The sequence below is a fragment of the Novosphingobium sp. PhB165 genome, from assembly GCF_004341845.1.
Classification (GTDB): domain Bacteria; phylum Pseudomonadota; class Alphaproteobacteria; order Sphingomonadales; family Sphingomonadaceae; genus Novosphingobium.
The window spans coordinates 907,389-933,002 of sequence record NZ_SLVB01000001.1; the positions used below are offsets into that span (position 1 = coordinate 907,389).

The window sequence follows — 25,614 nt, forward strand, 5'->3', positions numbered from 1 at the left end:
GACTTGTCAAAAGTCGCGCCGCCCCAGAACACGCAAAACCGCCGGGACGGGGCGAATTGCGCCGAGTTGCCGCCCGGCATGCACCGTGCCCCCGCACTCTCCACGCCAACCACTGCAGGTCAGCCATTGCAGGATCGCATCGCGCCCCCTAAAGCCTGCGCCCGCATCGGTTTCGCCTTTGCGCTTGTCCGTATATTCGTTCTCCACGCTGATCGGCCCGGTCCATGCTCTCATTCTTCCGTAACTTCCTGAAGTCCAAGATCGGTGCCGGCATTGCCCTGGCGGTACTCGTGCTCATCACGCTCGCCTTTGCAGGCGGGGACATCAACGGCATGCGCAACTCCGCAGGCCTGGGCAGCGCCACGGCGGTTGCCACCGTGGGCGGCAAGAATGTCGAAGCCACCGAGCTGACCTCGGCTGCCAATTCGCAGCTTGAGCAGATCCGGGCCCAGAACCCGACCGCAACGATGAAGATGCTGGTCGCTGAGGGCGGTCTTGAGCGTATCCTCGACGAGATCATCTCGCGCACTGCGATTGCCGTGTTCGGTAACGATAACGGCGTTATTGCAAGCAAGCGCCTCATCGACAGCGAAATCGCACGGATCCCCGCATTCCAGGGCGTAGACGGCAAGTTCAGCCAGACCACCTTCCGGCAGGCGCTGGCGCAGAAGGGCATTCCCGAGCAGGCCCTGCGCGACGATTTCAGCCAGGGCCTGATCGCCCAGCAACTCATGATCCCTGCGCAGTTCAGCGCGACCATGCCGCTCTCGCTTGCCACGCGTTACGCGTCACTGCTGGAAGAGAACCGGAAGGGTCAGGTCGTGACTGTGCCGTCGATGGCGTTTGCGCCTACGCAGGCGCCATCGCAGGCCGAACTCGAAGGGTTCTACAAGGCCCATTCGAACCTGTTCGTGCGCCCCGAACGCCGCGTGATCCGTTACGCCATCTTCGGCGAGGACACGCTCAAGAACGTCGCCGCGCCGACCGACGCCGATATCGCCAAGCGTTACGAGGCCGACAAGGCCGCGCTCTACGCCGCGCGCGATGACCGCAAGATCACGCAGCTGATCGTCCCGACCGAAGCCGCCGCCAAGGCTGTCGCGGCCGAAGTGGCCGGCGGCAAGTCGCTGGAGCAGGCTGCCAAGGAAAAGGGCCTTTCGGCCGCCAACCTCGAATTCTTCAGCCACGACCAGCTTTCCGCGCAGTTCTCCCCGGCAGTTGCCGACGCCGTCTTCGCGACGCCGACCGGCAAGCTCACCGCTCCGCAGAAGAGCGCGCTGGGCTGGCACGTGATCCGTGTCGAGCAGGAACAGAAGACCGCAGAGCGTCCGCTCGCCGCCGTTCGCGCCGACATCGTCACCAAGCTTACCGCAGAAAAGCAGCGCGCGGCCTTCACCGACCTGCTTTCCCGCATCGACGACCAGTTCTCGAGCGGCGCGAGCCTTGTCGAAGTTGCCAAGGCGATCGGCGCTACGGTCGGCACGACCCAGCCCATCACCGCCACGGGCGCCGTCTATGGCAAGCCCGGCGAAACCGCGCCTGCCCAGCTTCAGCCGATCCTCTCGACCGCTTTCTCGATGGAGCAGGAAAAGCCGCAGCTTGCCCAGCTCACTCCGGGCACAACGGCTCCAACCACCGCCGGCTACGTCATCTATGACGTGACCGATATCACCCCCTCCGCCCCTGCCCCGTTCAAGGAAATCGTCGCCGACGTGACCGAGGCGTGGAAGCTCGACAAGGGTTCGGTCGACGCCAAGGCAGCCGCACTCAAGGTTCAGGCTGCCGTGCGCAGCGGCAAGTCGCTGAACGAGGCCGTCGCCGCGCTCGGCAAGACGCTGCCGCCGGTGCAGGACGTGGCCATGAGCCGCCCGATGCTGACCGAAGCCATGCGCCAGGGCCGTCAGGTTCCCCCGCCGGTCTCGCTGCTGTTCCACATGGCCAAGGGCACCGTGAAGGTGCAGTCGGCCGGTGGCGGACGCGGTTGGTTCGTCGTCGCGCTCAACGACGTCCAGACGCCCAGTCAGGGCAATCCGGTTGTCGTGCAGGGTACGCAGCGCGAACTCTCCAGCCAGCTCGGGTCGGCCTATACCGACGCGCTCGCCAAGGCGATCACCAAGCAGGTCGGCTCCGAGAAGCACGCCCCCGCATTCAAGACGGTGCGCGATCAGCTTGGCGGCACCACGCCGGCGAACTGACCGATAAACCCGTAACACCCAAAGAAGGACACCCATCGGCATGAAGCGCGAATCGGATCGCGAAGAGGCATTGTCACGGCTGCGCGAGGGTAAGCCCGCGCTGCTCTGGCGCCGTCTCGTCGCCGATATCGAAACGCCGGTGGCGGCCGCGCTGAGGCTCTTCGCCGAAGGGCGCGGCGACTTCCTGCTCGAATCGGTGGAAGGCGGCGAGACGCGCGGGCGCTACAGCCTGCTCGGCCTTGATCCCGATCTGGTGTTCCGCGCCGATGGCCACTCCTGCGCGATCAACCGCAAGTGGCAGCATGACCGGGACGCCTTCGAGGCGCTCCCAGGCGATGCCCTCGCCGAACTGCGCGCACTGGTGGAATCGTGCCGCTTCGAGGTTCCGGCCGAGTTGCCCAAGGCCCTCGCCTGCCTGGTCGGCTATTTCGGCTACGAGACCATCGGTCTTGTCGAAAAGCTGCCTCGTGCACGGCAGAGTGAACTGGCGCTGCCCGACATGCTCTTCGTCCGCCCCTCGCTGATCCTGATCTTCGACCGGCTTGGCGACGAGCTGTTCTTCGTTGCCCCGCTGTGGCCCGAAAACGGCAAGCCCGAAACGCTTGTGGATATGGCGGCCGAACGCATCGATGAGGCGCTGCGCAAGCTTTCCGCGCCTGTCCCGGTCGCGGCCGCCGTGACGGACCTTCCCGAGCCGGTACGGACGCCGATGATGGCCGCCGCCGACTATGAAGCCATGGTCACGCGCGCCAAGGACTACATCGAGGCGGGCGACATCTTCCAGGTCGTGCTGGCCCAGCGCTTCACCTGCGAATTCCCGCTCCCGCCGATCGCGCTTTACCGCTCGCTCCGGCGTGTGAACCCGTCTCCGTTCCTCTATTTCCTCGACCTGCCCGGCTTCGCGCTGATCGGATCGAGCCCGGAGATCCTCGTCCGCGTTCGCGAGGGCGAAGTGACGATCCGCCCGATCGCCGGCACGCGCCCGCGCGGAAAGACCGCCTCCGAGGACAAGGCCAACGAAGTGAGCCTGCTCGCCGATCCCAAGGAACGCGCCGAGCATCTCATGCTGCTCGACCTCGGTCGCAACGACGTTGGCCGGGTCGCCTCTGCCGGCAGCGTCGAAGTGACGGACAGCTATACGATCGAGCGCTACAGCCACGTCATGCACATCGTCTCGAACGTGATCGGCCAGCTCGACACGGCGAAGCACGATGCCATCGACGCCGTCTTCGCGGGCTTCCCGGCAGGCACCGTTTCCGGCGCGCCCAAGGTCCGCGCCTGTGAGATTATCGCCAGTCTCGAACCCGAAACGCGCGGCGCCTATGCCGGCGGCGTGGGCTATTTCGCGCCCGATGGCTCGGTCGACTCGTGCATCGTCCTGCGTACCGGCGTGCTCAAGGACGGCGTGCTTCACGTCCAGGCCGGTGCGGGCATCGTTGCCGATAGCGATCCCGCTTACGAACAGCGTGAGTGCGAGGCCAAGTCGGGCGCTCTGTTCGCCGCCGCGCGCGAGGCCATCCGCGTGGCGGGAGAGCCGGGCTTCGGCCAATGAGGGCCGCCGCTCTTGCGGCTGCGCTAACCCTCGCTGCCTGTTCCTCGGGCGCCCAGCAACCGCAGCGGCGAGCGGAGGCTCCGCCTCCGCCGCCATGCGAGGGCGCCAGTTTCGAAGGCGCGAGCTTCACGCATTGCACCGCCACGCCCGGCCGCCACACCATCCACCTCGTTCTGGGGCCGAAGAACGGCGCACCTTATCGCAGCCTCTCGCAGCTTGCGGTCGGGCGGCCTTCGGGCAGCCCGGCAGTCGCCTTCGCGATGAACGGCGGCATGTTCGACGCGGACGGCAAGCCGATCGGCTATGCCGCGATCGAGGGCGAGCGCGTCCATACGCTCAACACCAACAAGGGCTGGGGTAATTTCCACCTCCTGCCCAACGGCGTATTCTTCGGCGATGCCGCCGGACACTGGCAGATCCGCACGACCGACCAGTTCGCGAGCAAAGTGAACCATCGCCCCGATTTCGGCACGCAATCCGGCCCGATGCTGGTGATCGACGGCAAGCTTCATCCCCGGATCGATGAAGACGGCCAATCGCTCAAGCTGCGCAATGCCGTTGGTGTCGACCGGCAAGGGCGCGCGCACTTCGTGATCTCGGATGAGCCGGTCTCGTTCGGCAAGCTCGCCCGGCTGTTTCGCGACAAGCTGGACTGTCCCAACGCGCTGTTTCTCGACGGCAGCGTCTCCTCGCTTTGGGACCCCGAACACGGGCGCGTCGACGGCGGTCCGCCGCTCGGCCCCTTGATCGTTGTCGAGAAAAGCGCAAAGGCCGCTATCGGGGCCAATTCTGGAAAGGCTGGATCATGATCCTCGTCATCGACAACTACGACAGCTTCACCTGGAATCTGGTCCACTACCTGATGGAACTGGGCGCCGAAGTCGAAGTCGTTCGCAACGACGCACTTTCGGCCGGGCAGGCGATTTCCAGCGGCGCGCAGGGCTTCCTGATCTCGCCCGGCCCCTGCACCCCGAATGAGGCAGGCATCAGCCTCGACCTCGTGGGTGCGGCCGCCGATGCCGGAAAGCCGCTGCTCGGCGTCTGCCTTGGACATCAGTCGATCGGCCAGTATTTCGGCGGCAAAGTCGTGCGCGGCGGACTGATGCACGGCAAGACCTCGGCCGTGACGCATGACGCCACCGGGCTGTTCGCAGGACTGCCCTCGCCCTTCACCGCCACGCGCTATCACTCGCTGATCGTCGAGGACGTTCCCGAGACGCTGACGATCAATGCCCGGTCGGACGACGGCCACGTCATGGGCTTCCGCCATACGGCGCTGCCGATCCACGGCGTGCAGTTCCACCCGGAAAGCATAGCTACCCAGCACGGTCACGCGATGCTGGCGAATTTCCTGAAGCTCTGCGGCATCGAAGCCCGAATGCCCGCACGGCTCGCCGCGGCATGACGACGATGATCCTGCCCGATCCCCTTCATCCCATCGAGGAAGCCGAAGCCGAAGAGGCCTTCGGTGCCATTCTTGATGGCCGCGTGGGCGACGACGCCGTGGTCCGCTTCCTCCTCGCTCTGACCGAGCGCGGAGAGACCGCCAGCGAGATCGCCGGCGCCGCGCGCGCCATGCGCACCCGCATGATCCCGATCGATGCCCCCGCCAACGCCATCGACGTCTGCGGCACCGGCGGCGACGGTCACCACACGCTCAACGTCTCGACGGCGGTCTCGCTGGTCGTCGCGGCCTGCGGCGTACCGGTCGCCAAGCACGGCAACCGCGCCGCCAGTTCCAAGGCCGGCGCGGCGGACACGCTGGAAGCGCTGGGCCTCAATCTCGACCGCGCGGCTGAAACAGCGGAAGAGACGCTGGGCGACCTCGGCATCTGCTTCCTCTTCGCCGCCCGCCACCATCCCTCAATGGGCAGGATCATGCCGATCCGCAAGGCGATCGGCCGCCGCACCATCTTCAACCTGATGGGCCCGCTCGCCAACCCGGCAAATGTGCGCCGCCAACTCGTCGGCATCGCCCGCCCGGCCTATGTGCCGATCTACGCCGAAGCGCTGATGAGCCTTGGCAGCGATCACTCCTTCGTGATCTCCGGCGATGAAGGGCTGGATGAACTCAGCCTCGCGGGCGGCAACGAAGTGGCCGAGATCAAGCACGGCGAACTCTCGATGCGCCGCGTTGGGCCGGAGGATGTCGGCTTGCCCATCTCACCCGTCGGCGCGATCCGCGGCGGCGACGCGGCCTACAATGCGGAAGCCCTGCGCCGCCTGCTCATGGGCGAACACGGCGCCTATCGCGATGCCGTGCTGCTCAATGCCGCCGGTGCCCTGATCGTCGCCGGTGAGGCCGAGACCTGGCGCGAAGGCGTCGAAGAAGCGGCCGAAGCCATCGACAAGGGCCTCGCCAATGCCCTGCTCAACTGCTGGATTTCCGCGCTCAAGGCCTGAGCCGCGCGAAAGGTTTACGATGTCCGACAAGCTTACCGAGATCTGCGACACCAAGCGCGAGGAAGTTGCCGAGCGCAAGACCGTGGCCACCATGGCCGACCTTGATGCCCACGCCGCGCACCAGAGCGCCCCGCGCGGCTTCGAAGCGGCGCTGCGTGCCAAGGCCCAAAACGGCTTTGCCCTGATTGCAGAAATCAAGAAAGCTTCGCCTTCCAAAGGACTGATTCGTCCTGATTTTCGTCCCGCAGAACATGCCGTCGCCTATGAGCGCGGCGGCGCCGCCTGCCTCTCGGTCCTCACCGACGCGCCTTACTTCCAGGGCCATGAGGACTTCCTTATGGACGCCCGCGCCGCCTGCGCGCTGCCGGTGATCCGCAAGGACTTCATGGTCGATCCCTGGCAGGTGGCCGAAGCCCGCTCGATCGGCGCCGACGCCATTCTCATCATCGTCGCCGCTCTTGACGACGTGCTGATGGCCGAACTCGAAGCCGCCGCCCACGAACGCGGCATGGACTGCCTCGTCGAAGTCCACAACGAAGCTGAGATGGAGCGCGCCGCTCGCCTGAAGTCGCGGCTGATTGGCGTGAATAACCGCAATCTCAAGCGCTTCGTCACCGACATCGCCACCACCGAACGCCTTGCGCCACTGGCGCCCGAGGGCACGCTTCTGGTCAGCGAAAGCGGCATCAACACCCACGCCGACCTCGAAAGACTCTCAGGTTGCGGTGCGCGGACCTTCCTTGTTGGCGAAAGCCTGATGCGCGAAAGGGACGTGGAAGCGGCAACGCGAACTCTGCTCACCGGCGCCTGATCAGCGCGCCGGTCAGGCCAGCGGCAGAAACATTTCCGTGAGCGCCTCGGTCGCGGAAAACTGCGGGTAAAGGCGCACGCGCTCGCAGAAAAGAGGATAATCGCGCAGGCTCTCGCCGCTGGCGGGCAACCATTCCCGGTAGAGCCATAGCGCGGATTCCTCCAGGTCCATTGCCGGACCCGTGATCGGCAGCACCGCATAGCGGCCGCCGGGAATCTCGTCCACACGCACGCCGGCCGGGCTGTCACCGGCGAACCATGCCGGTACCGACGCGCAGAGCATGACCAGATGATCCTCGATCGGTGTGGTGCGCGGATCGGTCGGGAAGAGATTGAACGTGCGGCTGCCTGGCGGCACGAAGCCCGCCGATTGCCGCCAGTCGATGAATCTCCGGATCGTGTCGCCGATTTTTGCCATGTCGCCACGATGCGCCATGACCGCCACGTGCACTGATGCAAATACGCGAATCTCGACATCGTCGATTGCCGTGGTTTCAACCATTGCCCTGTTCCTTGTCGCTTGAAGTGTGTTGCTCAGGGCCTGCCATGCCAACCAGTCCGGCCCAGCACGAAAGGCCGAAGGCGTCTGACCGATCCACGCGCGAAAGGCGCGGGTGAAGGCTTCTGGCGCTTCGTAACCGGCATCCAGCGCGGCATCGGTAACCCGCGTGCGGGGCTGATAGGCCAGCTTCGTGCCCGCCCGATGCAACCGCGAAAGCTGAACGAAACGCTGGACCGGCATTCCGCTCAGCGCCCGGAACTGGCGATGGAAATGGTACGGCGAGAATCCGGCCCAACCTGAGATCGTTTCGAGGTCTGGCGACGCGTCCTGCTCTGCATCGATCCGCTCGACCACGCGCGCCATTCGGTCAAAATAGCGGCGGCGCGAATGTTCATCCTGTTTCGAGCTTCGTGTCATGCAAGCTGTCCTGCCACGAAACCCAAATGCCTGCCTGATCGATCTTGCGATAATCGCGCCGCAATCCCTGTCCTACTCGCACAAAATCTGCCATCGGTCCTTCATGGACCTTTGCAGAACTTCCAGAAAAACCGCGCGAATCCAGCGATCCGGCGCGGCTGCGGCATCTTTCTCAGGACCATGTAAACTGAGTCACCTTGCGGAAGCCGAAGGCTGAACATGACCAAGAGCCTGACCCACATCGATTCGAATGGAACCGCCCGCATGGTCGATGTCGGCGCCAAGGACGAAACCCAACGCCTCGCCGTGGCATCTGGCCGGATTTCCATGACGCCGAACGCCCTCGAAGCGATCCGCCTCGGAAACGCGCCCAAGGGCGATGTTCTTGGCACAGCCCGCATCGCCGGGATCATGGCCGCCAAGAAGACCGCCGATCTGATCCCCATGTGCCACCCGCTCATGCTTGATGCGGTCAACGTGGATTTCCATTTCGAAGACAGCGCCATCCGCGCAACGGCCACGGCCACCCTCACCGGCAAAACTGGTGTCGAAATGGAAGCTATTACAGCAACTTCCATCGCACTTCTGACAATCTACGACATGGCCAAGGCGCTCGATAAAGGCATGGTCATCGGCGAAATTCGGCTCATCGAGAAACGCGGCGGAAAGTCGGGACACTGGACTCTGGAAGGCACTGCCTGATGGCCGGACATCCAATGCTCTCGCTCGAAGAAGCACAGGCCAAGCTGCTCTCGCTTGTCGAACCCCTGCCGATCGAGCGCGTTGACATAGAGGGGGCGCTGGGCCGCTACCTTGCCGAGCCCATGCTGGCTCGCCGCACCCAACCGGCAGCAGATGTCTCGGCGATGGATGGCTACGCAGTCACCGCCGAAGACCTCACCGGCCCATGGCATGTGGTGGGTGAGAGCGCGGCGGGTCATCCCTACGACTCAACCGTGGCACCGGGTCAGGCCGTGCGCATTTCCACCGGCGCGCTGATGCCCGCGGGCGCCGAGGCAGTCATCCTCCAGGAAGATCTGTCCCGCGAACAGCATCGCATCTCGCTAACCGGTGAGGCGCCCATCCCGGCACACAAACACATACGCCATCGCGGCATGGACTTCCCCGAAGGCAAGGAAGTCCTTCCCCTTGGCGTTCGGATTGGATCCTCGCAGGCGGCGCTCGCCATGGCAGCCGGCCACAAACACCTTCCTGTCCGGCGCATTCCCCACCTCACAGTGATCGACAGCGGGGACGAACTGACTTCCGACCCGGAATGCTGCGAACCACATCAAATCCCCGCCAGCAATGGCGCCATGCTCGCCGCCATGGCGCGCAATCTGCCCGTGAAAGTCGACAGGATCGGGCCGGTCGAGGATCGACTGGAAGCACTGGTCAAAGCATTCCAGACGGCGGCGGATTCGGACGTGATCGTCACCAGCGGCGGTGCCTCCGTCGGCGAGCACGACCTTGTCCGCCCGGCTCTCGAAGCCTGGGGCGCCAAACTCGATTTCTGGCGCGTAGCGATCAAACCGGGAAAGCCGATCCTGGTTGCTCGGAAAGCCAAAGGCCCGCGCAGCCAACTCGTTATCGGACTGCCCGGAAACCCCGTTTCCAGCCATATTACCGCGTATCACTTCCTGCTGCCGGTCCTGCGCGCGCTGCTGGGCGCGGCCCGACCGACGCCCATGTCCATGCTCGCCCTGCTGACAAGCCCTCTACCCGCGACCGGCGATCGCCGCGAATTCCTGAGAGGCGTGTGGGACGGAGAAAACGTCACCCCGCAAGTCGTTCAGGACAGTGGCGCACTCGCTTCGCTGGCCATCAGCAATGTCTTGATCGATCGCCCCGCGCGTGCGCCAGTTGCCGGGGCAGGCGATCCGGTGCGAGTCTACTTGCTCCAGAATGGCGGTATTGCTTGACGTTACCGGATTCGTTGCTTAATTGTTCCCTCATTGTTCGCGAACGATCCTGCAAGTGTTCTTCGCGATGGCAACAAGGCCGCTGACGGCGGCCCAGCAGGTGAGGCAGGCCAGATGTTGACGCGCAAGCAGCACGAATTGCTCCGGTTCATTCAGGTGCGGCTCGAAGACAGCGGCGTCTCGCCTAGCTTCGAAGAGATGAAGGAAGCGCTTGACCTCAAGTCCAAGTCGGGCGTGCACCGCCTGATTTCGGCACTGGAAGAGCGCGGCTTTATCCGCCGCCTACCCAACCGCGCACGGGCATTGGAAGTTCTTCGTCAGCCCGAAGACGTCAACAGCAAGCCGGCCGCCGCCGCTGCGCCGCCGCGCGAAACAGCGCCGTCACTGCGTCCGGCTCCTCGGGCACCCGAACCGGCCAACGACGTGATCGAAATTCCGCTGCACGGCCGTATCGCTGCCGGGGCGCCGATCGAGGCCATCGAGGGTCAGTCGATGCTGCCGGTTCCGGCGGCCCTGCTCGGTTCCGGTGATCATTACGCCCTTGAAGTTTCGGGCGACTCGATGATCGAGGCGGGAATTCTCGATGGTGACCTGGCCCTCGTGAAGCGTACCGATACCGCGCGTGACGGCGAGATTGTCGTCGCCCTCATTCGTGGTGAAGAGGCAACCCTAAAGTACCTGCGGCGCGAAGGCCCCAAGGTACGGCTCGACCCGGCCAATGCGGCATATACAGCCCAACTTTACGGTGCGGATGAAGTTCAGGTGCAGGGTAAACTCGCTGGAATTCTGCGCCGCTATCACTGAAGCGAGCAGCGCAAACGCCCACTTGGCGGGCAGCGAAATCCTGCATCTACGACGATCTGGAGCGTTTGATCCGACTGTATCGGGTAAAACGCTCCAAGTTTTTGGTTTGTCGCGTTTTCCGATTCATCAGATGCTTCCTGATTCAAATACGCTCTAGGGCCGCCACCAGCCATGACCGCCTTGCTCTTGGGCAACGGTCTGCACTGTCTGCCCAGACAGGTCGACGGTGAGACCGCCCGTCAGCTTGAGCATAGGTCGGTCGATCCTGAGCCAATGGGGATGGCAACTTCCTGGCAAGCCGCGATCTGCAATCACGATATCGACCTGACTGCACGCGCGCAAAAGCGCGGGGACAGGAACATAGGCGTCGCTGCGCGCTATCAGTACACGCCACGTCCGGCCGCCACGATCAAGTGAAACCGCGCAGAAATCCGCATTGCAGCGTGCTTCCGGCCGCCGAGGCAGGGAAAGTGGGGCATTCCTCTGGCCGACCACTTCCAGGAAGTTGTCCATGGCATAATCGCTCTTGCTCTCGCGCAAGAGGGCCAGATTTCTTCCGCCGTCGACAACCACGCCCACGTAATGGCCGTCGCCTGCAACAAGGATGTCCGGCGGCGTCAGCAATGCCAAACCGAGTGCACCTGCGATTGCGGGGACGAGCCCCAGAAAACGCACTCTCCCACGCCACAAGGCAAACCAAAGTCCGCCCGCGACGAAAAGCAGGAAATGGCCCGTTCCCATCGTCGGGAACAGCCTCACGGCGCCGGGAAGTCCTGCCGTTCCGTGAGCAAGGTCCAGCAGGAATGCAATGGCCCAATCCGCCAGCCACCAGACTGGGGCGCCCAGTCCGGCGATGTCGAGCAACAGGCCCCCAGCGACCAGCGGCATGATGATGAAGGTCGTCAGCGGAATTGCCACGATGTTGGCCATGGCTCCGTACACACCCGCCCGATGGAAATGATAGAGGCCGATCGGCATGAGTACGGCTTCGATCGCGATCCCGGTCACCAGCGTAAGGACAATATCGCGCAGAAGGCGCATCACAATGCTTTCCTCACGGGGCGCCATCCAGCGCTTTACCGGACCGGCATTTGCCACCACGATCAGCGCAAGCACTGCTGCAAAGCTCATCTGGAAGCTCGGCCCGGCAAGAGATTCTGGCCATAACAGCATGACAACAAAGGCCCCGGTCGCCAGCAAGCGAACGGACAGGGCCTCCCGCCCCATCGCCAATGCGGTGAGGACCAGGAGCGATCCCACACAGGATCGTACCGTCGGCACCTGCGATCCCGTCAACAACGTATAGGCGATGCCGGTGATTGCCCCCAACCCTGCCGCCAGAATGGGAAGCCGGCAGCGCAACGCCAATGCAGGTGAGAGCGCCAGCAGGCGAAGCGCGAGAAAATAGACGGCGCCGATAACCGCACTCACGTGCAGACCGCTGATCGAGAGCAGATGCGCCAGCCCGGCATCGCGCATGGCCTGCCCATCCTGCTGGGAAATGCCCCCCATGTCCCCGGTAACCAATGCCACGGCGATACCTGCACTGCCGCTCGGTAGCTTCGATTGGATATGACCGCTCAGATCTTCCCGCCAGGCAGCCAAAAGGTCTCCCCCCGTTCCGGCGTTCAAGACCTCAATCGGCGCGAGGACACTACCCGTTGCGGAAAGGCCCGCGAACCACGCTGCCTGAGCAAAATCGTAACCCCCTGGGATGAGCGGAGAAGCCGGCGGAACCAGCCTGCCACGGAAGCGGATCAACGCGCCCGGCCCGACTTGCGATTGTGATCCCGAATGGGCGTGCAGAGCGCCGAATCGATTGGGCACAGTCACCCGCGCCATTATCGCCCGGCCGGTCGCCGGCTCCCGCATTGCCACAACAAACCGGCGCTGTTCCTGGGCCGGCCGCTCTTCCACCGACAGGACGCGGGCCATGAACGTACCCGATAAGGAGCGCGAAATCGGCGCCGCGCCAACCAGCTCGGAACGGCCCCACACGGCCAGGCAACCGAACAGCAAAGCCAGCGCCATCGACATGACCGCACGTCGCACCAGCGGAAAGTTGGCCCGACCGTGCCGCCAGACGCTGGCAGCAGTTGCGGTAGCCGCACAAGTTGCGCAGAATGCAATCCAATAGAGAGGCCCGGGTAGGCCAAACCAGCCTGCAATTCCGGCCCCAAAGCCCACTGTAAGCCACGGCGCCTTGTCGAAACCGCAGTTCGAAAGAAAACACTCGACACCGACCAAACACCTCGACATGTGGCTCTGGCTGATCCATGGGCGATGCTGCAACGCAGCGCCTCCGGCAGAGGCCGGAAAAACGGGATCATCGGTTGTGGCGGCGTGGCTGGCCATGGCCGACATAAGGACGGAAGGTGATAACAATGGCAAGCGGTAGCGCATCGAGCGGACAGACGGACGGAAAGCCCGTCGTCACGCGCTTTGCCCCCTCGCCCACGGGTTTCCTGCATATCGGCGGCGCTCGTACGGCGCTGTTCAATTGGCTCTATGCCCGCCACCATGGCGGCAAGTACCTCCTGCGCATCGAGGACACTGACCGCGCCCGTTCGACCGAACCGGCGATAGAGGCGATTTTCGATGGGTTGAACTGGCTGGGGCTCGGCGGCGACGAGCCGGCGGTGTTCCAGTTCGCCCGCTCGGATCGGCATGCCCAGGTCGCGGACGAACTCATCGCCAAGGGGCACGCCTATCGCTGCTACCTGACGAGCGAGGAACTCGCCGAACGCCGTCAGAAGGCACAGGAAGAGCGCCGCCCGTTCCGCATCGACAGCGAATGGCGCGACGCCGATCCCTCGGCCTGGCCCGCCGAAAAGCCCTATGTCGTGCGCATCAAGGCGCCGCGCGAGGGCGAAACGACGATCCAGGACCTCGTCCAGGGCGAAGTTACGGTCAAGAACGAGGAGATCGACGATTTCGTGATCCTGCGTTCGGACGGAACGCCTACTTATATGCTCGCCGTCGTGGTCGACGATAACGACATGGGCGTTACCCACGTCCTGCGCGGCGACGATCATCTCAACAACGCCTTCCGCCAGCTCGTGATCATCCATGGCATGGGCTGGGATGTCCCGGTCTATGGCCACGTGCCGCTGATCCACGGTTCGGATGGCGCCAAGCTTTCCAAGCGCCACGGCGCACTCGGCGTCGATTCCTATCGCGATGAGATGGGCATCCTGCCCGAAGCGCTGTTCAATTATCTGCTGCGGCTCGGCTGGGGTCACGGCGACGAGGAATTCATCAGCCGCGAAAAGGCGGTCGAATGGTTCGACATGGCCGACGTCGGCAAGTCGCCCTCGCGTTTCGACATTGCCAAGCTGCAAAATCTCAACGGCCACTACCTGCGCGAAGCGGATGACGCCCGGCTTGCCGGCCTCGTCCTGCCGCGCCTTGAGGCAGCAGGCTGCAACAATCCGGACATGACCCTGCTCACGCGGGCCATGCCGGTTCTGAAGGTCCGCGCAAAGGACCTCAACGAACTTGCCGAAGGCGCGGCCTTCCTGTTCGCCAAGCGCCCGCTCGCCATGAGCGAGAAGGCGCAGGCGCTGCTGACCGACGAAGCGCGTGCGCGCCTTGCCGTGATGCATGAGCGCCTCTCGGGAGAGTCCGAATGGACCCTCGAGGCGTTGGAAGCCAACCTCAAGGCAATGGCCGAGGAGCTGGGACTGGGCCTCGGCAAGCTCGCACAACCGCTGCGAGCCGCCCTGACCGGTCAAACGACCTCTCCGGGCATTTTCGACGTCTTGGTTCTGCTCGGTCGGGACGAAAGCCTTGCTCGCATTGGCGCGCAGGCGGACGTGGCGGCCGGAACGCAAATATAAGGAGTAAGAACTGGTGGGTGATCAGGTCAAACTGAATGCTGGTGGCACGGAATTCGATTATCCCGTGCTCAAGGGCAGTGTCGGCCCGGATGTAATCGATATCCGGAAGCTCTACGCCCAGACGGGCAAGTTCACGTACGACCCCGGCTTCACGTCGACGGCCAGCTGCGAGAGCGCGCTCACCTATATCGACGGTGACGAAGGCGTCCTTCTGCACCGCGGTTATCCGATCGGCCAGCTGGCCGAGAACTCTTCGTTCATGGAGGTCTGCTACCTCCTGCTGAACGGCGAGCTGCCCAATGGCGGCGAACTCGACACGTTCACCAACACCATCACGCGCCACACCATGCTCCACGAGCAGCTGGCGACGTTCTACCGCGGCTTCCGCCGTGACGCCCACCCGATGGCGATCATGTGCGGCGTGGTCGGTGCGCTTTCGGCGTTTTACCACGACTCGACCGACATCTCGGATCCCGAGCACCGCAAGATCAGCTCGCACCGCCTGATCGCCAAGATGCCGACGATCGCCGCTGCGGCATACAAGTACTCGGTTGGCCAGCCTTTCCTCTACCCGGACAACAAGCTGAGCTACACCGGCAACTTCCTGCGCATGACCTTCGGTGTGCCGGCGGAAGAATATGAAGTGATCCCCGCCGTCGAAAAGGCGATGGACCGTATCTTCATCCTCCACGCCGACCACGAGCAGAACGCCTCGACCTCGACCGTGCGTCTTGCCGGTTCGTCGGGCGCCAATCCGTTCGCGTGCATCGCGGCCGGCATCGCCTGCCTCTGGGGCCCTGCACATGGCGGCGCGAACGAAGCCGCGCTCAACATGCTCAAGGAAATCGGTACGCCGGACAAGATCCCGCACTATATCGAGCGTGCGAAGGACAAGAACGATCCGTTCCGCCTGATGGGCTTCGGTCACCGCGTCTACAAGAACTACGATCCGCGCGCCACGGTCATGCAGAAGACCGTCCGCGAAGTGTTCGACGCGCTCAAGGTCACTGACCCGCTCTTCGAGACCGCACTGCGTCTTGAAGAGATCGCGCTGAACGATCCGTACTTCGTAGAGAAGAAGCTGTTCCCGAACGTAGACTTCTACTCGGGCATCATCCTCTCGGCCATCGGCTTCCCGACCACGATGTTCACGGCGCTCTTCGCCCTTGCCCGCACCGTGGGCTGGGTCGCGCAGTGGAACGAAATGATCTCGGATCCAGGCCAGAAGATCGGCCGCCCGCGTCAGCTCTACACCGGCCCGACGCAGCGCGATTACGTGCCGATGAATCAGCGCTGATCCCGGCGCATCGGACAAGATCAAAGGCCCTCGCGAAAGCGGGGGCCTTTTTTTTGTTGCTCTACGAATCAAGGATATTGTTGCGAAAGCCACAAATTGGCCGCAAGTTGTTACTACACAGCCACTGGGCCATTATGGGGCATTACCATGCTGTTCTTGAGAATTCTCGCCTGCATCATCGGCCTCCTGGCCGTCGCGCTGGGCGTGCTTTGGGTCGGACAGGGGACCGGACTGGTGCTCTGGCCCGCAAACAGCTTCATGATAGACGATCGCGGTTGGGCCGTTCGCGGCGCCGTCATGGTCTGTGTTGGCGCGATTCTGCTGTGGCTGGCGTGGCGAAATAACGGGCGTAGCAGCAGCGACAACCGGCTCTAGGCCACTTCGTCGCAGCCGATCCCAACATTATTATTTGAAATCAATGCAATGATCGAACCATCTCGGCTCGAACTGAACTGAATCATCAGGCCTCGCGGTCAGCCGGCAATTCAAGAATGAACCGCGCACCCTGCCCTGGAGCGCTCTCCACGGTAAGGTCGCCGCCCATGGCACGCGCCAGGCACCGCGAAATGTAGAGACCAAGCCCAGAACCACCATCGCCGCTGCGACCAAGGCGCTCGAACTTCTCGAAGACGCGTTCCTGATCCTCAAGCGCCAAGCCCGGCCCTTGGTCGGCCACCGTCACGTAAGCCCGCCCATCAAGCGAATCCAGCCTGATCCAGACTTGTGAGCCTTCGGGCGAATAGCGGACCGCATTGCCGATCAGGTTCAGCATGATCTGTAGAACGCGGCGGAATTCAGCGATGGCCGGCAGACTCTCGGTCCAGTGCGGCGCCTCGACCCTGATACCCTTTTCCTGCGCACGCACATTGAGAATTCCCGCGCCCTGCCGGGCGACTTCGGAAAGATCGATATGGTCGGGGATCGTGTCAAAATTGTCGGATTCGACGACTTCCAGGTCGGCCAGGTCCTCAAGCAAGCCGAGCAGCAGCTTGCCCGCCCCCGCGATCTCACCGGCATATTCAGCGTAGGCATCAGGCAACGGCCCAGCGAGCCGCGTGCGGATCGTCTCCGCATTGGCGATGATCCGGGCGATCGGCTGCCGCAGCACCGGCGCGAGATCCTGTCCCACCAGACTGCGCCGCATGAGCGGCTCGGCCGGCAAATGCACTGTCGGCAACGGTGCCGAAGGCGCATCCGAAACCAGCAGAAGTTCGAACCCGGTCGGATCAAAACCAGGCTGGAACTGCGGAACAAGCGCCACTCGCCAAGGCCTCTGCGAACCCGCCACGCAGACCCGGGCCCCGTCGAGCAGGCGCCAATGCAGCGGCTGACGCTGCGTAAAGTTTTCCGGCGGCACAAAATCGGTCCAGGGCTTGCCAAGTCCGCCCGCCATGGCCGCGGCAACGCCTGCGAGTTCGGGACTGTCCGTCTCAACCGAAAGCACCCGCTGCGCGCCGTCAAGCCGCGCCGTCAACTCGGCAAGGTGCCGGTCGATCATCGTACGGCGACGATCGGAAGCTGCGGTGTCCTCGACAGCCACTTGCGTCGTCTGCCAGTTGCGGACGACGATCTCGCAACATCCGGCCTCGTCCGAATCATCCTCGCCGAAGAGCGGCTGGATCTCCACCCAGGCTGTTACGAGTTCGGCGCCATCAAAGGCCGTAATTGCGCGTGCCAGGCGGAAGCCGTAACTCCGGGCCTTGCGGACGATATCGAGGAGTTCCGGCACCGCAATCGCACCGGGAACCGCGCCGCCACACCGCGTCTGCAATCCGGCCAGCGGCTCGTCAGCGCGCGTCAGACGGTCCTGCGCGTCACATTCGGCACGAGCCACGATGTTGCCGATGGCGAGCATCAGCCCCCCAGACGTCCCGTTGCCAGGATGATCGCTGCCATGTCCCCGCCGATCTCGTCGAACACCTCGGGCAGGATCTGGCCGGGATGGAACACCAGCATCTGGCGCGTGACTTCGGCGGCCGAAAGCCCTGCGGCCCGAAGTGCCAGTGCAAGCCGCGCAGCCTGCGCCTCATGGGTGGACAGCACCAGCGCATCGCGCCCAAGTCCGGATCGCAGCGCCAGCGCGGTGAGGAACAGTGCCAGACCGCCGTAGTCGATCGCCAGCGCATCGTCCACATGATTGCCCAGCCCCATGACGAGCTGCGCAGCAAGGCCAAGGCGGCTAGCCCCCTCTTCATAGCGTAATCTGACCGCAGCTTCGGTCGCGGCAATCCTCGCGCCCGCATCGGTCGTACCGGACAGGGCGATACGGAGCGCCTGAAGCGCCCCGTGCAGAAGTTCGCCCGGCAGTTCGGTGAACGGCAGCCCCATCCGGCGCTGCGCCTGACACCAGCGCGCCTGCGCCGCAAGCCATGTCATGGCGAGGGCCTGCATGCCCTCGTTCTCGGAAGAAACGAGCGACTGGAGCAGCGGCGAAACGACGGGGTCGAGCGCCATGCGGGCCTGCAACCATTCGGTCAGACGCCATTCCAGCGCGAGTGCATGAACGTGGCCCAGCAGTGCGCGCTGGTCCATCAAGGCCAGCACAAGCGCCTCGTGCTCCTCGCTTCCCTGTGCGGGGAGACCGCCCGGCGTTTCGAGCAGCGCCCCGGCCAGGTCACCCAACATGCCGCGCACCCGCGCAAGGATCTCGTCACTGAACAGCGCGCCATCCTGTGCCGTCAGCAAATGCCGAAGGACGGGCTGGACGCTTGCCGCCAATGCGTCGCCCCGCGCCAGTTCGGCGCGCAGCACGGCCTCGACGTTCTCCACGTTGGCCGGATGGACAGCATTGTCGATCATCCGTCCCTTAATACCCTGTATTTGGTTAAGCCCCGGTTAGCCTTTTCTGCGCAGCGGAAGAGCCATGCCAAGGATGACCAGAGCAACTGCCAGAACCTCCACAATGGGTTCAACCTGCCCGAAACCGGCAGCAAACGCCAGCACAACGCCAAGCAGCGCCCTGTCCCCCGCAAGCCGCGTTGCCGGCCCGCTGACGACGCGCGGCACCAAGGCCAACAACATCATCAACATTGTGGGAGGAAACATCCAGGACAGAAGGCTTTCGCCGAAAAGCCGGGGGACACTGGCGAGAATCAGAAGTCCAAAAGTCGCATCAATCACCCAACCGAGTACGTGGGCTCGCGGAATCGCGGGAGGAAGCTGCCCCAGCGCCTGACGTTCGGCAGAGCGGATCAGTCGGCTCGCCTCGACAAGGATAGCGCCGAGCGATGCGAACAGAAACGCGACCGAAAGCGTCCCGAACCACGCAAGACCGCCGGAAATCGCCAGCACCACGAGAACCGCGGCGCTCAGAGCATTGCTCGCATTGCCGGCGTGAAGCAGCGAAGAGCCAAACGACACAACGCCTTGGCGCGCAATCGCTTGCCCCGGAGACATCGGCTCCCCTTCGCCGAACCGTGTGCGCAACCACTCGGTTTCGACTGCGTGCGCCTCTGCCTCGGTGCGAATCATGCGCCAGTTCGCCCCAGCCCTTGCATCGGCGGGTATCTCGCGCATCGGAATGCCGGATTGCAGTGCGATACGCATCAGCGCGGAAGGCACGTCGCAATCGGCAGGAAGTTCGTGAAGGTGCTCGACCAGGCGCCCGGGAATCTGCATCAGCCCGGCCCCCGCCCGATTGAGATCGATCCGCTCGAACCCTTCGGCCAGCGCGCCTTCAACGGGTTGAACCAGCACCGCCGGGGCGGGCCCGTCGAACAGCGAAACCGCGCGCGCCGGCTCGGCAAAGAGCCCCTCGCTGACGACGACGAGTTCGTCATTGGCGGTTACCAGCCCGGAAAGCGGGCGGGAACCGGTAGAAATGTAGAATTGCAGCCCGGCATCCTCAGCCGCGTGCTGAAGCGCGATGAGTTCCGGCGAAGCGCCGCGCGCGATGCAGATCACCCTCTGGCAATCCATAGCCAGCGCAAGGCCAAGCTGGTGCCGGGCAAGCATAGCCCCGCCCACACGCAGGAACGCGCGTGGGACCGGCTGACCCGCTCCCGCGGGCTCCGTCATGGCCAGCAATGCGATGCGCAGCTTGTAACCCTCCAGCGACCCCGCACCATGTAAACATGGGACGCGCGAGTGCCAAGCGTATGCCTGCAATCAGTCGGCGGAAAACTCGGCGATATAAGCGCGAAGTCGGCGAACCACCGCCGGGTCGCCCGGAGCCGCGTCCAACGCCTCATCGGCCAGCATCAGCAGCGAGGCGCTGTGGAAGCTGGCCGCGATGCCCTTGAGCCGCATCGCCGCCATTTGCCAGTTTCCGTCGCAGCGGGCCCGCGCGAGCAGATCCACTTGCCGGTCCACGCTTTCGACGTAAGACGTGCGCAGTTCCGCGAAAAGATCCGCGTCCCCGCCTGCCGCTGCCGCCAGCGTTGCTTCGAGTGCACCTGCTTCATATGCCATTTCCCCAGCTTAATCCGAGAAGGGTTAAAGTGGGGTTTATTGGAGGATCACACATGGTATCCTGCCGCCATGTCCGGGGAAAACAGGATCATCGCGTTCGGCGCGAACCATAGTGAAAATGGCGATGCCGCAGCGGTTTCGCAGCCTCCCATGACGGAAAACGAAGGCGATGCCATGCCCCTGTCGCAGGAAGAATGGCATCGCGCGCTGGCGCCGGCAGCGTTGACGCGTGGCACGGGTGCGCCAAAGTGGCTGCTGCCTGCCCTCGCCGCCTTCACCGCGGCAGCCTGGACCGGTTTCTTCCTGGGATCGCAATGGCCGCTCCTGAATAGCCTGCCACTGGTGGCGATCCCTGCGACGGTGACGACCTGGGCGGTTCCCTTGCTGCTGATCGGACTCGTCTGGCTGCTTGCCATGCGCCACAGCGCGCGCGAAGGTAAACGCTTCGGCGATGTCGCACGGACGCTGTCGCGCGAATCCGCGAATCTCGAAAAGCGGCTGACCGCCGTGAACCGCGAGCTGAGCCTCGCGCGGGAGTTCGTGGCCGCGCAGTCCCGCGATCTTGAAGCATTGGGCCGCATCGCTACCGAGCGCCTTTCGCAAAATGCCGAACGATTGCAGGATCTTATCCGCGAAAATGGCGGCCAGGTCGATTCGATCAGCACTGTCAGCGCGACCGCGCTCGACAACATGGAGAAGCTGCGCAGCCAGCTCCCCGTGATCGCCAGCTCTGCCAAGGACGTCACCAATAACATCGGCAACGCCGGCCGGGCGGCGCATGTCCAGCTTGAGGACATGATCAACGGTTTCAACCGCCTCAATGAGTTCGGCTCCGCCAGCGAACGGCAGGTCTCGCGCCTGCGCGAAGCGGTGGCGACGGCGCTCGACGAATTCACCACCCGCACCGACCGCATGGGCACGCTCGCGGACGAACGCTTCGCCGTTCTGAACGAACGCGGCGAGGCGTTCCGCACCGAACTCGAACGGCATGAGGTGGAAGCACTCGCGGGTATCCGCACGCGCGCCAACGCGCTCGAAACCGAAATCGCCGAAACGCGCGCACAACTCGATCGGCACGAGGAGGAGAGCCTCACCTCCCTGCGCGCCCGGCTCATCGCCCTGCGTGAGGAGAGCGATGTCGTTTCCCGCGCGCTGCGTGACAGCGAGGGCCGCGCCGCGGAAGATTGGCGTAAGGCGCTGGAAGAGCTTGAGGACGAGCAGCGCGAAGTCGGCCGTGGCATCACTCGTACACAGGACGCCACTATCGGCGCGCTCAAGGCCTCATTGAACGCCATCGCTGCCGACGCCGAGCAACTCGACGGCACAATTGCAGCTCGCCGTGAGCGGCTCGCTGCGGAACTCGATGCGCGCCAGTCACGCCAGTCCGAGCTCGAACGGGCCGCGATTACCCGTATCGAAGCCATGCTCGGCGATCTTGACGCGGGGATTTCCGAAAGGCTCGAACGCCATCGCCTGCAAGCCGCGACGCTGGGCGAGCAGGCCGGTGCGATCACCGCTGAACTGGAGCGCTATCAGGCCCGGTTCGATGCCATTGCTGTCAGCAGCGAAAATATCGAGAGCCGCCTCGCCGGCAGCCTCGGCTCGCTCACTGAACGCCTCACCGCCGCTCGGGCAACGCTTGCCGCGACCGATGGCGATGTGGAAACGCTCACCCAAGCCAGCGTCCGCCTGCTCGAACTGATTCAGGGCAGCGCACGATATGCCCACAATGACTTGCCCGAATCCCTCGCACTATCCGAGGATCGGCTGAATCGCCTCCAAGCGGGGATCGCCGCCCTCCTCGCATCGCTGAGGGAATCGGCCGGCAATGGCCTGGAACTCGCCGGGACGATCGAGACGTCCGGTCTCGGCCTCAAGGCCCTCACCACCGAGCTTGCCGAGGCACAAGCCGAATTGGCCCGCAGCGGTACCGCACACGGTAAGCTACTGGACGAACTGCGCCAGTCGGTCTCCGCCATCGAAATCGCCACGGACGACGCGGCCGGAAAGGCGCAAGGCGAGCTTCGCGATGCCGTTTCGGCTTTGCAGGCGGCGCTTGCGGGATCTGTCGAAGCCATCGAGGGCGATAGTGCCGAGCGCATCGCCCGCGTGGCGCAAGAGCTTGGAGACGAAAGCGCACAGGCCATCGACAAGGCCATGCGCCAGCGTGTGGCCGAAGTGACCGGCCAGTTGGATCAGGCCGTCGCCCATGCTTCGGGCGCCACGCGCGAGGCCACGATCCAGCTTCGCGACCAGCTTGCGAAAGTGGACGAACTCGTCGGCAACCTGGAAAACCGCGTCGCCCACGCGCGCGAACGGGCCGAAGAGGAAATCGACAACGATTTCGCCCGGCGCGTCGCGCTCATTACCGAGTCGCTCAATTCGAACGCGATCGACATCGCCACATCGCTCTCGGCCGACGTATCGGATACGGCCTGGGCGGCCTATCTTCGCGGAGATCGCGGCATCTTCACGCGCCGCGCGGTAGCCCTGCTCGATGCCGGCGAGGTCAAGTCGATCCAGCATCTGTTCGAGCGCGAGACTGCCTTCCGCGAGCACGTCAGCCGCTACATCCACGATTTCGAGGCGATCCTGCGTCAGGTGCTTTCGACACGCGACGGCAATGCCTTGGGCGTCACCCTGCTCTCATCGGACATGGGCAAGCTCTACGTCGCGCTGGCACAGGCTATCGAGCGGCTGCGCAATTGATTTGGGACGGTGCCGCGAGGCTGGAACAGCCTCGCGTCCGACCTTCCGGGATCAGTAGCCGATATCTTTCACCGGCGGCTGCCCAAAGACATTGAGATCGTCGGCAGTGACCCACTGCTCGGCGTAATTCATGTAATAGAGCCCGAAAAGCACCAGTCCCAAGACCGTGGCGCGCTTGGCGATAAGCTTCGGGCGGAAGTTCACGGGCGCGCTGTTGGCGTGCCCCTTCTCGACCCGATAGCCAGTCACCTCATCGGGCGTCCTCAGGCCGAACGGCATGACGAGGAACGCGGCCAGGACCCAGAACAGGCCGTAAATCGCAATCATCGAAGTCCATTGCATGGCCATCGCTCAATCCTCCAGCAGCAGAACCTGCACTTGCGGCTTCTTTCCGGACCAGCGCGTCGCTGCCCGGCGCGCGGCAAGCCGCGCCGCCTCGATCCGAACTTCGCGTTCAGACTTCTTCGCCCTGCCAAGCGCATTGGCGACATCCTGCTGCGCCTCTTCGACGAACTTCTCGTAGTCCTCATCGAGCGGGAGCCCGATTGCGGCAACCTGCACGTTGCCCTTCCGGTCGGCTGCGACCGAGACCACGCCGTTGAAGGAAATCCGGCGGCGCATCACCATCGCATCGCCATCCGCGGGCGCGATGATATCGCCGTCGAGCACTAGGCGGCCCGAGCGCACTTCGCCGAATTTTCCGGGATGACTTGGCGCAAGGCGTACGAGATCGCCGTTTTTCTGGAACAGGGCCTTGGGAATGCCACTCGCAAGACCAAGCCGCGCCTGCTCGCGCATGTGCCGGACCTCACCGTGAACCGGGACAAGGATTTCGGGCCGGATCCAGCCATAGAGCGCCTGAAGCTCCGGACGGCCGGGATGTCCCGACACGTGGATGGTGCTCTGGCGGTCGGTGACGATAACTATGCCCGAATCCGAAAGACGGTTCTGGATGCGGCCAATGGCGATCTCGTTACCGGGGATCTGGCGGCTCGAGAACAATACGACATCGCCCGCTTCAAGCTTGATCGGATGGTTGCCCTCCGAAATACGCGCCAGCGCCGCACGCGCCTCGCCCTGCCCGCCGGTGGCGACGATCAGGACCTCGCCGCGCGGCAGGTCCATCGCGGCATCGATATCGATCAGTTCGGGCAGCTTCTCCAGATAGCCGCTGGCTTTTGCCGTCTCGATGATCCGATCCAGCGAACGCCCGGCCACGCAGAGCTTGCGCCCGGTCTTGCGGGCCACATCGCCCAGCGTCTGAAGCCGCGCTACATTGGAGGCGAAAGTTGTGACGAGCACACGCCTGCCGCGATGCGACTTCACTTCCTCCAGCAGCCCGCGATAGACCTCGCCCTCGGATCCCGAAGCCTGCGGATTGAACACGTTGGTCGAATCGCAGACAAGCGCGAGCACGCCCTGGTCGCCGATCGCGGTCAGTTCCTCTGCGGTCGTCGGTGTGCCAACTTGCGGCTCGTCATCGAGCTTCCAGTCGCCGGTGTGGAAGATCTTTCCGTAAGGCGTGTCGATCAGCAGTGCGTTGCCTTCCGCGATCGAGTGCGCCAGCGGCACATAGCGGATGCCGAACGGCCCGAGTTCGAAGCGTTCGAGATCCTCGACCACGATCAGTTCGACCTCACCGAGGATGCCCGCTTCCTCCAGCTTCGCCGCGACAAGACGCGCGGTGAAAGGGGTCGCGTAAATCGGTACGTCGAGCGCCTCGGCGAAATAGGGTACCGCGCCGATGTGGTCTTCGTGCGCATGGGTCAGGACGATGCCCAGCAGGTTCTCGCGCTCATCCTCGATGAATTCGAGGTCCGCGAAGACGAGATCGACGCCCGGGTACTCGTTCATGCCGAAAGTCATGCCGAGATCGACCATCAGCCACTTGCCCTGGCAGCCATAGAGATTGACGTTCATGCCAATCTCGCCGGAACCACCCAGCGCGCAAAACAGCAGTTCGTTACCCGGTATCACTTCTCTACAGCCCTCTCGGCAAGTATGGCGAGGCCCTCAAGCGTCAGGTCGGCATCGACGGCATCAAAGATGTCCGTCGCCTTGTCGAACAGAACGGCGAGACCGCCGGTGGCGATTACTTTGGCGGGACGGCCGATTTCCGCACGCATGCGGGCAATCAGGCCTTCCATCATGGCGACGTAGCCCCAGAATACCCCGATCAGCATCTGGTCTTCGGTATTGCGGCCGATCACCGACTTGCTCTGCGGCACGGCGATGGCAATGCGCGGGAGCTTGGCGGTATTGCCGACCAGCGCGTCCAGCGAAAGATTGATACCCGGCGCGATAATGCCACCTTTGTAGGCGCCATGATAGTCGACCACGTCCAAAGTCGTGGCCGTGCCGAAGTCGACGACGATAAGATCGCCGCCGTGGCGTTCATGCGCGGCAATCGCATTGACCGCGCGGTCGGCACCGAGCGAGCGCGGCTCGTCAACGTCGATATCGATCGCGTAGTCGGCCTTGCCTTGCCCCGCGATCAGCGGTTCCACTTCGAAATAGTGGCGGCAGAGGATCTCCAGATTGTGCAGCGCGCGGGGCACCACGGTGGAGATGATGATGCTGTCCACCGCCTTGGGATCGACGCCGCGGATCGCCAGCAACTGCATCAGCCAGACCGCATATTCGTCGCCCGTACGGCGCGGATCGGTCGCGATGCGCCAGCGGCCTCGCAGTGTGCGCCCTTCGAAGAGCGCGAAAACGACATTGGTATTGCCGGCATCGATCGCGAGCAGCATC

23 protein-coding genes are annotated in these 25,614 nt (G+C 64.0%); 14 read left to right on the plus strand and 9 right to left on the minus strand.

The window, feature by feature from the left end:
- The first annotated feature begins 224 nt into the window (after positions 1-224).
- From EDF56_RS04330 to trpC, 6 genes are read left to right on the plus strand one after another with little or no spacing between them, the layout of a single operon-like run.
- Positions 225-2,195, plus strand: coding sequence for a peptidylprolyl isomerase (locus tag EDF56_RS04330; RefSeq protein ID WP_132385461.1), 1,971 nt, complete (start codon positions 225-227; stop codon positions 2,193-2,195).
- Positions 2,196-2,235: 40 nt separating this feature from the next.
- Positions 2,236-3,747, plus strand: coding sequence for a chorismate-binding protein (locus EDF56_RS04335; protein ID WP_132385462.1), 1,512 nt, complete (start codon positions 2,236-2,238; stop codon positions 3,745-3,747).
- Complete coding sequence (locus EDF56_RS04340; RefSeq protein ID WP_132385463.1) at positions 3,744-4,556, plus strand: phosphodiester glycosidase family protein; 813 nt, start codon at positions 3,744-3,746, stop codon at positions 4,554-4,556. Before EDF56_RS04335 ends, EDF56_RS04340 begins: the two co-directional genes overlap by 4 nt.
- Complete coding sequence (locus tag EDF56_RS04345) at positions 4,553-5,152, plus strand: aminodeoxychorismate/anthranilate synthase component II (RefSeq protein WP_132385464.1); 600 nt, start codon at positions 4,553-4,555, stop codon at positions 5,150-5,152. The genes EDF56_RS04340 and EDF56_RS04345 overlap by 4 nt, the downstream gene beginning before the upstream one ends.
- A 5-nt stretch (positions 5,153-5,157) precedes the next feature.
- Positions 5,158-6,150, plus strand: a complete 993-nt coding sequence (trpD, locus tag EDF56_RS04350) for an anthranilate phosphoribosyltransferase (protein WP_132385785.1) — start codon at positions 5,158-5,160, stop codon at positions 6,148-6,150.
- A 19-nt stretch (positions 6,151-6,169) separates the two neighbouring features.
- Positions 6,170-6,961 carry an indole-3-glycerol phosphate synthase TrpC gene (gene trpC, locus EDF56_RS04355; RefSeq protein WP_132385465.1) on the plus strand — a complete coding sequence of 264 codons (792 nt, stop codon included), beginning with the start codon at positions 6,170-6,172 and terminating at the stop codon, positions 6,959-6,961.
- Between the two features lie 12 nt (positions 6,962-6,973).
- Here the strand turns inward: trpC and EDF56_RS04360 are convergent, their stop codons facing one another.
- The gene (locus EDF56_RS04360; protein WP_243652373.1) at positions 6,974-7,825 is read right to left on the minus strand and encodes a GyrI-like domain-containing protein; all 852 of its coding nucleotides are present in this window, start codon (positions 7,823-7,825) and stop codon (positions 6,974-6,976) included.
- A 273-nt stretch (positions 7,826-8,098) separates the two neighbouring features.
- Between EDF56_RS04360 and moaC the strand changes: the two genes are divergently transcribed.
- From moaC to lexA, 3 genes are all read left to right on the plus strand, one after another.
- Positions 8,099-8,581 carry a cyclic pyranopterin monophosphate synthase MoaC gene (gene moaC / locus EDF56_RS04365; protein WP_132385467.1) on the plus strand — a complete coding sequence of 161 codons (483 nt, stop codon included), beginning with the start codon at positions 8,099-8,101 and terminating at the stop codon, positions 8,579-8,581.
- Positions 8,581-9,801 (plus strand): molybdopterin molybdotransferase MoeA, encoded by a 1,221-nt coding sequence (locus tag EDF56_RS04370; RefSeq protein WP_132385468.1) that lies wholly within the window; start codon positions 8,581-8,583, stop codon positions 9,799-9,801. The genes moaC and EDF56_RS04370 overlap by 1 nt, the downstream gene beginning before the upstream one ends.
- Before the next feature lie 114 nt (positions 9,802-9,915).
- Complete coding sequence (gene lexA, locus EDF56_RS04375) at positions 9,916-10,605, plus strand: transcriptional repressor LexA (RefSeq protein ID WP_132385469.1); 690 nt, start codon at positions 9,916-9,918, stop codon at positions 10,603-10,605.
- A gap of 153 nt (positions 10,606-10,758) precedes the next feature.
- Here the strand turns inward: lexA and EDF56_RS04380 are convergent, their stop codons facing one another.
- On the minus strand, positions 10,759-12,960 hold the full coding sequence (locus EDF56_RS04380) for a ComEC/Rec2 family competence protein (RefSeq protein WP_132385786.1): 2,202 nt from the start codon (positions 12,958-12,960) through the stop codon (positions 10,759-10,761).
- Between the two features lie 29 nt (positions 12,961-12,989).
- On the opposite strand from EDF56_RS04380, the gene gltX reads away from it, so the two are divergent.
- From gltX to EDF56_RS04395, 3 genes are all read left to right on the plus strand, one after another.
- Complete coding sequence (gene gltX, locus EDF56_RS04385) at positions 12,990-14,444, plus strand: glutamate--tRNA ligase (protein ID WP_132385470.1); 1,455 nt, start codon at positions 12,990-12,992, stop codon at positions 14,442-14,444.
- A gap of 13 nt (positions 14,445-14,457) precedes the next feature.
- Positions 14,458-15,741, plus strand: coding sequence for a citrate synthase (locus tag EDF56_RS04390; RefSeq protein WP_132385471.1), 1,284 nt, complete (start codon positions 14,458-14,460; stop codon positions 15,739-15,741).
- Between the two features lie 147 nt (positions 15,742-15,888).
- Positions 15,889-16,116: a hypothetical protein gene (locus tag EDF56_RS04395; RefSeq protein ID WP_132385472.1), complete on the plus strand. Its 228-nt coding sequence runs from the start codon at positions 15,889-15,891 to the stop codon at positions 16,114-16,116.
- Between the two features lie 85 nt (positions 16,117-16,201).
- Here the strand turns inward: EDF56_RS04395 and EDF56_RS04400 are convergent, their stop codons facing one another.
- From EDF56_RS04400 to EDF56_RS26315, 3 genes are read right to left on the minus strand one after another with little or no spacing between them, the layout of a single operon-like run.
- Complete coding sequence (locus tag EDF56_RS04400; RefSeq protein ID WP_132385473.1) at positions 16,202-17,596, minus strand: sensor histidine kinase; 1,395 nt, start codon at positions 17,594-17,596, stop codon at positions 16,202-16,204.
- Positions 17,596-18,540: a hypothetical protein gene (locus EDF56_RS04405; RefSeq protein WP_132385474.1), complete on the minus strand. Its 945-nt coding sequence runs from the start codon at positions 18,538-18,540 to the stop codon at positions 17,596-17,598. The genes EDF56_RS04400 and EDF56_RS04405 overlap by 1 nt, the downstream gene beginning before the upstream one ends.
- Before the next feature lie 36 nt (positions 18,541-18,576).
- A complete protein-coding gene (locus tag EDF56_RS26315) occupies positions 18,577-19,287 on the minus strand; it encodes a hypothetical protein (RefSeq protein ID WP_243652374.1) in 711 nt (236 codons plus the stop codon).
- Positions 19,288-19,323: 36 nt separating this feature from the next.
- Here EDF56_RS26315 and EDF56_RS26320 point away from each other — a divergent pair, with 36 nt between their 5' ends.
- On the plus strand, positions 19,324-19,812 hold the full coding sequence (locus tag EDF56_RS26320) for a hypothetical protein (RefSeq protein WP_243652375.1): 489 nt from the start codon (positions 19,324-19,326) through the stop codon (positions 19,810-19,812).
- Between the two features lie 36 nt (positions 19,813-19,848).
- On the opposite strand, the gene EDF56_RS04415 is transcribed toward EDF56_RS26320, so the two are convergent.
- Positions 19,849-20,151 carry an Hpt domain-containing protein gene (locus tag EDF56_RS04415; protein ID WP_132385476.1) on the minus strand — a complete coding sequence of 101 codons (303 nt, stop codon included), beginning with the start codon at positions 20,149-20,151 and terminating at the stop codon, positions 19,849-19,851.
- Positions 20,152-20,301: 150 nt separating this feature from the next.
- On the opposite strand from EDF56_RS04415, the gene EDF56_RS04420 reads away from it, so the two are divergent.
- The gene (locus EDF56_RS04420) at positions 20,302-22,860 is read left to right on the plus strand and encodes an ATPase (RefSeq protein WP_243652376.1); all 2,559 of its coding nucleotides are present in this window, start codon (positions 20,302-20,304) and stop codon (positions 22,858-22,860) included.
- 51 nt (positions 22,861-22,911) lie between these two features.
- On the opposite strand, the gene EDF56_RS04425 is transcribed toward EDF56_RS04420, so the two are convergent.
- From EDF56_RS04425 to EDF56_RS04435, 3 genes are read right to left on the minus strand one after another with little or no spacing between them, the layout of a single operon-like run.
- The gene (locus EDF56_RS04425; RefSeq protein WP_132385787.1) at positions 22,912-23,202 is read right to left on the minus strand and encodes a DUF1467 family protein; all 291 of its coding nucleotides are present in this window, start codon (positions 23,200-23,202) and stop codon (positions 22,912-22,914) included.
- A 9-nt stretch (positions 23,203-23,211) separates the two neighbouring features.
- Entirely contained in the window at positions 23,212-24,837 is a 1,626-nt protein-coding gene (locus tag EDF56_RS04430) for a ribonuclease J (RefSeq protein WP_132385478.1), read from the minus strand.
- A complete protein-coding gene (locus EDF56_RS04435; RefSeq protein ID WP_132385479.1) occupies positions 24,834-25,613 on the minus strand; it encodes a type III pantothenate kinase in 780 nt (259 codons plus the stop codon). The genes EDF56_RS04430 and EDF56_RS04435 overlap by 4 nt, the downstream gene beginning before the upstream one ends.
- Position 25,614 lies beyond the last annotated feature (1 nt).